This is a genomic window from Streptomyces sp. IBSBF 3136, from assembly GCF_036815105.1.
Classification (GTDB): Bacteria; Actinomycetota; Actinomycetes; order Streptomycetales; family Streptomycetaceae; genus Streptomyces.
Genome location: NZ_JAJSZC010000032.1, coordinates 21,592 through 28,503, shown reverse-complemented (window position 1 = coordinate 28,503; position 6,912 = coordinate 21,592). Strand labels below are relative to the sequence as shown.

The 6,912-nt window shown below is 72.5% G+C and carries 5 protein-coding genes and 1 pseudogene; 2 read left to right on the top strand and 4 right to left on the bottom strand.

Features of this window, described 5'->3' with window-relative positions; translation table 11 throughout:
* Both V7E45_RS10085 and V7E45_RS10080 read right to left on the bottom strand, forming a co-directional pair.
* Window positions 1–1,636, bottom strand: a 1,636-nt coding sequence (locus V7E45_RS10085; RefSeq protein WP_333773749.1) for an arabinofuranosidase catalytic domain-containing protein, incomplete at its 3' end; no start/stop codon positions are given.
* Window positions 1,637–1,829: 193 nt separating this feature from the next.
* A complete protein-coding gene (locus tag V7E45_RS10080; RefSeq protein ID WP_333773748.1) occupies window positions 1,830–3,323 on the bottom strand; it encodes a long-chain-fatty-acid--CoA ligase in 1,494 nt (497 codons plus the stop codon).
* 158 nt (window positions 3,324–3,481) lie between these two features.
* Between V7E45_RS10080 and V7E45_RS10075 the strand changes: the two genes are divergently transcribed.
* Together V7E45_RS10075 and V7E45_RS10070 are read left to right on the top strand one after the other, a co-directional pair.
* The gene (locus V7E45_RS10075; RefSeq protein WP_333773747.1) at window positions 3,482–4,678 is read left to right on the top strand and encodes a PucR family transcriptional regulator; all 1,197 of its coding nucleotides are present in this window, start codon (window positions 3,482–3,484) and stop codon (window positions 4,676–4,678) included.
* Between the two features lie 124 nt (window positions 4,679–4,802).
* Window positions 4,803–4,958 carry a DUF6131 family protein gene (locus V7E45_RS10070; RefSeq protein WP_333773765.1) on the top strand — a complete coding sequence of 52 codons (156 nt, stop codon included), beginning with the start codon at window positions 4,803–4,805 and terminating at the stop codon, window positions 4,956–4,958.
* 59 nt (window positions 4,959–5,017) lie between these two features.
* On the opposite strand, the pseudogene V7E45_RS10065 reads toward V7E45_RS10070, so the two are convergent.
* Window positions 5,018–5,173 (bottom strand): annotated as a pseudogene (locus V7E45_RS10065) (DUF1905 domain-containing protein); the annotation flags it as partial.
* Between the two features lie 13 nt (window positions 5,174–5,186).
* A complete protein-coding gene (locus tag V7E45_RS10060; protein WP_333773746.1) occupies window positions 5,187–6,836 on the bottom strand; it encodes a sigma-70 family RNA polymerase sigma factor in 1,650 nt (549 codons plus the stop codon).
* Window positions 6,837–6,912 lie beyond the last annotated feature (76 nt).

Sequence of the window (6,912 nt, the reverse complement as noted above, 5' to 3'; positions counted from 1 at the left end):
TGCCGTTCGCCGTCCCGTTGCCGTTGACGTCCAGGCAGCGGCCCAGCGTGCCGAGCGAGTTGTCGGTGCGGTGGAACCAGTGCTGGTCGACCGCCCAGGACTGGCAGTCCCACAACTGCACGGCGGAGCCGTTCACCCCGGTGTCGTCGGCCGCCACGTCGACGCACTTGCCGCCAGGCGCCGCGACCGGGGCGCCGCCGGCCACCGAGAACTTCTGGGCCGCGGCGCCGTTGCAGTCCCAGATCTGCAGCCGGGTGCCGTTCGCCGTGGCCCCGCTCGGCGAGTCCAGGCACCGCCCGGACTGCGGGTTCAGCAGCGAACCGTCCGCCTGCTGCACCCACTTCTGGCCACCGACACCGTTGCAGTCCCACAACTCGACCTGCGTGCCGTTCGCCGTCCCGTTGCCGTTGACGTCCAGGCAGCGGCCCAGCGTGCCGAGGGAGCCGTCGGCGTTGTGGGTCCAGTACTGGTCCTCGGCGTAGGTCTGGCAGTCCCACAGCTGAACGGCGGTGCCGTTGACCCCGGTGTCGTCGGCCGCCACGTCGACGCACTTGCCGCCAGGACCGGTGACCGTTCCCTGCGGTCCGCCCGGCACGTCGGTCTCACCGGTGTAGCCGACCGAGACGATGTCCGCCTGGACCGCGTTCTCGGCCGCGTCGGTGGGATAGCCGGAGACCATCACACCCTCGAAGAACGTGCCCCTGTTCCAGTTGCTGTTGTCGCCGCCGATGCCGAGGATGATGCCGCCCTCCTGGTGCATCGGCTGGTAGCCGCCGCGCGTCGGCAGGGCGCCGTCCCACCACGTGGTCAGTCCACCGGACCGTGCGTCGCCGCCCTTGAGGGCGTACCGCGTCTGCCCGTTGTTCTTGAGCACGGCGGTGACGTACGTGCTGCTGTTGCCGCGGTTGGCGGTGTTGGAGCCGTTGTCGCCCTGGAACATGCCGTTCTCCAGGTCCGCCTCGACCCAGGGCCCGGAGCCGGTGCAGGGCGTGAAGTAGCAGGTGGTCGCGATACTGACCGCGTCCATGTGACCGTTGCCGGTGTCGGCCGGTGTGCTCTCGGCGTTGCCGTAGTCGAAGCAGCAGGCGGAGCCCACGTGCGTGCCGCTCGCCACCATGTAGGCGCCCTCGGGCTGTCCGTTGACGGCGACACCGGAGGCGACGCCCGTGTAGCGGTAGCCGACTCCGGGCGAGATCCACACACCGTAGACCTTGTGGCCGCCCGCGGTGACCGCGATCTCACTCGCGTCCGCCCCGCGGTCCGCGCCCATGCCGGCGGTCCCGGCCGGGCCCGGGGTCAGGTCGTTGTGCCGTGCGGTCTGGTCGTAGATCCTGGTGATCCGGCAGGTCGTGCCGCCGCAGAAGGTGTCCTGGCGCCCGGCGTCCGCGTAGCCGCCGGGTGCCAGCAGGCCGATGTCGGCCTTCGCCCCGTCCGAGGCCCGGGAGACCTGGTAAAGGGGGCCGGCGTAGGAGGCGAACAGCGCGCGCACCGTGCTGTGCGCGGCGACGCACGGGGTGCCGGCACCCCCGTAGATGTCGCATGGCCGGGAGCCGGCGGCGTTCGCCGGCCCGGCCAGGCCGACCAGGGCACCCAGCAGGAGTACCAGGACGGCAAGGATCGATCTCTTTCCGCGCATCGTCTGCTCCTCGAAGGACGGGACGTGCTTGAACGGGCGGACGTGAAAGTCGAGTTCGGGGAATCACACCGACCGCTGCGGAAGGTACGGACCATGGTGGGTCACGTCAAGATTTGTTGCTTCCTCCTTATTTAAAGCTTTGTACGTGTCCTGAAATGTTGCTTCTCGGTGGGTTCCCTGGGCTCTCCGTCACTCAGTGGGCCGGGGCCGAGATCTCGCGCTTGAGGATCTTGCCACTCGGGCCCATGGGCAGCGCGTCCACCAGCCAGAGCCGGCGCGGGTACTTGTACGCCGCCACCCGGTCCCGCACGTACTCCTGGAGCTCGGCGGCGCTCGCCTCGGCCCCCGGGCGCAGGACGACCGCCGCCGCCACCTCCTCGCCCAGCCGCTCGTCGGGCACACCGACGACCGCCGCCAGAGCGACCGCGGGGTGCTCGTGCAGAACTTCCTCGATCTCGCGCGGGTAGACGTTGTAGCCACCGCGGATGATCAGGTCCTTCTTGCGGTCGACGATGTACAGGTAGCCGTCCTCGTCCCGCCGGGCCAGGTCGCCGGTGCGCAGCCAGCCGTCGGGCACGGTGGCCGCGGTCTCCTCCGGGCGGTTCCAGTAGCCCTTCATCAGATTGGGCCCGCGCACCACCAGTTCACCGACCTCGCCCGGGAGCACGTCCTGGCCGGTGTCGTCCAGCAGCCGTACCTCGACGTCGCGGATGGGCGTCCCGATGGACCCGGGCTTGCGGGGGCGGTCGGGGTGGTTGAAGGAGACGACCGGGCTGGTCTCGGACATGCCGAAGCCCTCCAGCACCATGCAGCCGAACCGCCGCTCGAACCCGTGCAGGACCTCCACCGGCAGGGACGCGCCGCCCGAGACGCACATGCGCAGGGTGGACACGTCGGCGTCGGCGGCACCCGGGTGCTGCAGCAGGGCCGCGTACATCGTGGGCACCCCCTCGAAGACGGTCGCCCGGTCGCGGGCGATGGCGTCGAGCACGGCCTGCGGGTCGAACCGCGGGACGAGGGTGAGCGCGGCGCCGCTGTACACGGCGACGTTCATGGTGCAGGTCTGCCCGAATATGTGGAACAGCGGCAGGCAGCCCACGATGACGTCGTCGGGGGTCAGCCGCTGCACGTGGACGACGTTGACCTCCGTGTTGTGGCGCAGCCCCGCGTGGGTGAGCGCGGCGCCCTTGGGCCGGCCGGTCGTACCGGAGGTGTACAGCAGGACGGCGACGTCGTCACCGGCGACGGGGGCCACCTCCGGCCGCGGCTCCAGCCGCGCCAGCTCGGCGGCGAAGGCGGCGGGTTCGACGGCGATGCGCCGCACACCGGCCGCCGCCGCGCCCTGGGCGCCCTCACCGGGCGCCTGGTGCCATTCGAAGAGGAGCACCGCGCCGGAGTCCCGCAGGTGGTACTCGGTCTCCCGCTCCTTGAGCAGCGGGTTCATCGGTACGACGATGCCGCCGGCGCGCAGCACCGCGTAGTACAGGACGACGAACTCGGGCACGTTCGGCAGCATCAGGGCGACCCGGTCGCCGGTCCGCAGCCCCTCGGTGCGCAGCAGTGCGGCTGCCTGCGCGCTCAGCCGGTCCAGCTCGGCATAGGTGGTGGTGTCCGTCCCCAGCCGCAACGCCGTGGCGTCGGGCCGCTTGCCCGCGGTCTCGGCCAGGAACTCCGCCAGATTCGCCATGATGCCTCCTCGCACGCATGTTCGCTGCCGCGCCGGACTCCCCCGCCGACACTCACGGCATGGTGGCTTTCGGCTGGATGAAGATCCATGGCCGGGCGGACAGCGCGGGGCGGACAGGATTGTTCCTGGCGACAACAAGCACCTCGTACGCTGCGGGTATGAGTCTGTCGGACGTGAGCGCCGCCCTGCGGGTACGGCTGCCGGAGCTGGGCGAGCGGATGGCGCGGCGCATCCGTGCGGAGGTGGAGGCCTACGCGGACGAGTCGCTGATCCCGTTCGCGTCGCTGCGGGAGTCGTGCACGGCCAACGCCGACCAGTTGCTGGGGCGGTTCGCGCTCGACGCGGAGCCCGACGTGGAGCCGGCGGAGCGGACCGGCCGTCTGCGGGCCGAGCAGGGGGTGCCCCTCGCGGACACGCTGCACGCGTACCGGATCGGCTTCGGGTACCTGTGGGAGCGGATGGTCGACGAGGCCCAGCGGCACCCGGAGGTCACGGACGCCCATCTGGTGGCCGGGTCCTCGGAGATCTGGGCGCAGTTCGGGCGCTACGCGGAGGCGGTCGCCGCGGCCTACCGCGAGGCCAGCGCCGAGCTGGCCCTGCGACGCGAGGCGCGCCGCTCGGCGCTGGTCGAGGCGCTGTTCACGGGCGCGCTCGCGGACCGTACGACGCTGTGGGAGACGGCACGGCAGCTCGGTCTGCCCGAGCGTGGCCCGTACGCGGTGGTGGCCGCCGCGGTGCCCGATCCGGGCGGGGAGCCGCTGCCCGGGATCGAGGGGGCCCTGCGTCAGTCGGGTGTGCCGTCGGCCTGGCGGCTGCTGCCGGACGCGCAGCTCGGGCTGCTCTCGCTCGCCCATCCCGACGCCGAGCCGGTGATCGGGCGGGCGCTGCGGCGGCGTTCGGCGCGGGTGGGGGTCAGTCCGCGGTTCGACTCGCTGCGCGACACCCCGCAGGCGTTGCGGTTCGCGCGGCTCGCGCTGGCCGGGCTGCCCGGCGAGGGGGCGGGCGTGGCCCGCTTCGACGACAGTCCGCTCGCCATGCTGGTCGCCGCCGCTCCCGCCGAGGCGGCCCGCCTCGTCGAGACCGTCCTCGGCCCGGTCGTCGAGCTGCCGGCTCCCGAGCGGGCGCGGCTGCTGCAGACGCTCGGGCACTGGTTCACGAACGGGGGCGTCGCCGCCGAGACGGCGAGCGGGCTGTTCATCCACCCGAACACGGTGCGCTACCGGCTCCGCAGGGTGGAGAAACTGACGGGACGTTCGCTCTCCGATCCCGCCGATCTGGCCGATCTCGGTGCCGCCCTGCATGCGCTGCGGCTCGTCCCCCGGCCGGAGGGGCGCCGCGAGCGACGATCACCGTAGGTAGCCGGACGGCTCGCGCGGTGACGGAAAGTGTTCGTGAAGGTTTCGGGTCCGCGGGTGAGATTAATCGTGACTTCGGGGCACTAGAACGGGAGGAATGCTGCTACCCGGCAGGAGGCACACCATGATCGCCCTCGGCATCATTCTGCTCATAGTCGGCTTCATCACCGGCATTTCGATCCTGTGGACCATCGGCATCATCCTCGCGGTGGTGGGCGCGGTCCTGTGGATCCTGGGCGCGATGGGGCACGCGGTCGGGGGCCGTCGGCACTACTGGTAGCCACCGGGCGCGCTGCGGCGTGGCGCCGGACCAGGTCCGAGGCACGGCCGCCAGGCCGGCTACCCGGCCTGGAAGCGCACGGCCATCTCCACCGTCACGTCGTCACCCTCCCCCAGGCCCAGGCCGGTGCGCACCGCGCTCTTCAGCGGCAGCAGGTACCCGCCGCCCTTCGGAAAGAGCGATGTCGTGAAGGCGGTGCCGCCGATCCGGGCTTGAAATTGTCGGCCGTCAGAGCTTGGCCCCGAAGTCCTGGGTCCACCACGGGCCGCCCGCGCCCCGGTGGACGCCGACGCCGATGTTCTTGAACGAGCAGTTGAGAATGTTGGCGCGGTGACCGGGGCTGTTCATCCAGGAGTCCATCACGGCCTCGGGGGTCTGCTGGCCCTTGGCGATGTTCTCCCCGTACGTGGACCAGCGGTAGCCCGCCGCGGTGATCCGCTGGCCGGGGTCGGCGCCGTCCGGGTTGGTGTGCTCGAAGAAGTTCCGCGCGGCCATGTCGTCGGAGTGGGCCTGCGCGGCCTTCTCCAGTTGCGGGTCCTCGGTGAGCGGCCCGCAACCGGCCTTCGCCCGCTCCTCGTTCACCAGCGCGACCACCTGGCCGACGGTGTCCGAGGGTGTCGGTGCCGCCGGCTCGGGGACGGCCACGCTCGGCGTCGGGCGGACCGGGCGCGCGGGCGCCGAGGCGCTCTTCCTCACGGGTGCGGGGGCCTTGGGGGAGGCGCTCTTCTTCTTCGGCGCCGAGGCCGACGCGGACGGTGTCGCGGAGGCCGAGGGCGACCGCGTGGTCTCCTCGGCACGGGGCGCGGAGAGGCCGACCACCGCGTCGCCGGCCTCGCGCGTCGCGGCCGGCCCGTCGTTCCCGGCGTCGGGGCCCGTACCGAAGTACCACAGGCCGCCGCCGGCGACGCAGGCCGCCACGACGGCGCCGCCCACGGCCCTGCGGCGCAGGCGCCGACGGCGGCGGGTCTCGCCCCGGGAGGCCGTCCGGCCTCGCGCGGCGCGGCGCCCGGCGCCGGAGGAGGCGTTCGTGACGGCCCGGCCCTCCGCGGCCTCGGCCGGGGACGCCGCCCCGGCGACGGCGAACGCGTCCGCGGGACGGGTCCTCGCGAGCAGCGCGGCCGAGACGCCGACCAGGGCCAGGCCGGCCAGCAGGCCCTCGGCGGGCAGCAGGCCGCTCCACAGACCCGAGCAGCGCGCGCAGCCGCGGGCGTGCCGGGCTATGCGCTTGCGCCACAGCGCCGAGGGTATGCCGTCCCAGGCGGCCAGCACACCGCGGAGCTCCTCGCACGGCGGCTGCGCGTCGAGGGCGCGCACCACCACGCGGGCCGCCTCCAGTTGGGCCTTCATCCGCTGCACCCGGACCGCCGTGTGCTGGGGCGACAGCTCCAGGGCCGCCGCGACCTCGCCGCGGGTCAGTTCACCGGCGCACTCCAGCCACCACAGCGACAGCAGCCCCCGGTCGTCCGGCTCCAGCCAGCGGGTGGCGCGCGCGGTCTCCTGGCGCTGGCCGGACAGTTGCAGCTGCACGATGGTCAGGTCCACGAAGTCGGCGCCCGGATCGGCGAGGTCCTCGGCCTCCTCGACGGCACCCGGGGCGAACTGCCGGTGCTGCCAGTGCGTACGGACCTGGTTCATGGCGATCGCCACGAGCCAGGAGCGGAAGCTCTCGGGAGTACGCAGGCCGCCCAGCGCGTCCAGGGCGCGGAGCATGGTCTCCTGCACCACGTCGTCGACATCGACCGAGCCGTTCAAAGCACGTCCCACGATGTTGTAGACCAGCGGGAGGTACGCGCTGACCAGGGCGTCCTGGGCGTGCGGATCGCCCGCCCCGGCAGCGGTCACCAGTGCCGCCGACTCCACCGCGTGCTGAGTACTCATCTGAAGCTTCCCTGTCCTCGATGCCGAACGCTGCTGTCCGATATCTGGGAGACCGCTCGTCGAGGCCCGGATAACA

What these genes read in the sequence shown, in the direction of transcription:
- V7E45_RS10080 (WP_333773748.1), bottom strand. Translation starts at nt 3,323, where the DNA reads ATGGCGAATCTGGCGGAGTTCCTGGCCGAGACCGCGGGCAAGCGGCCC.
- V7E45_RS10075 (WP_333773747.1), top strand. Translation starts at nt 3,482, where the DNA reads ATGAGTCTGTCGGACGTGAGCGCCGCCCTGCGGGTACGGCTGCCGGAG.
- V7E45_RS10070 (WP_333773765.1), top strand. Translation starts at nt 4,803, where the DNA reads ATGATCGCCCTCGGCATCATTCTGCTCATAGTCGGCTTCATCACCGGC.
- V7E45_RS10060 (WP_333773746.1), bottom strand. Translation starts at nt 6,836, where the DNA reads ATGAGTACTCAGCACGCGGTGGAGTCGGCGGCACTGGTGACCGCTGCC.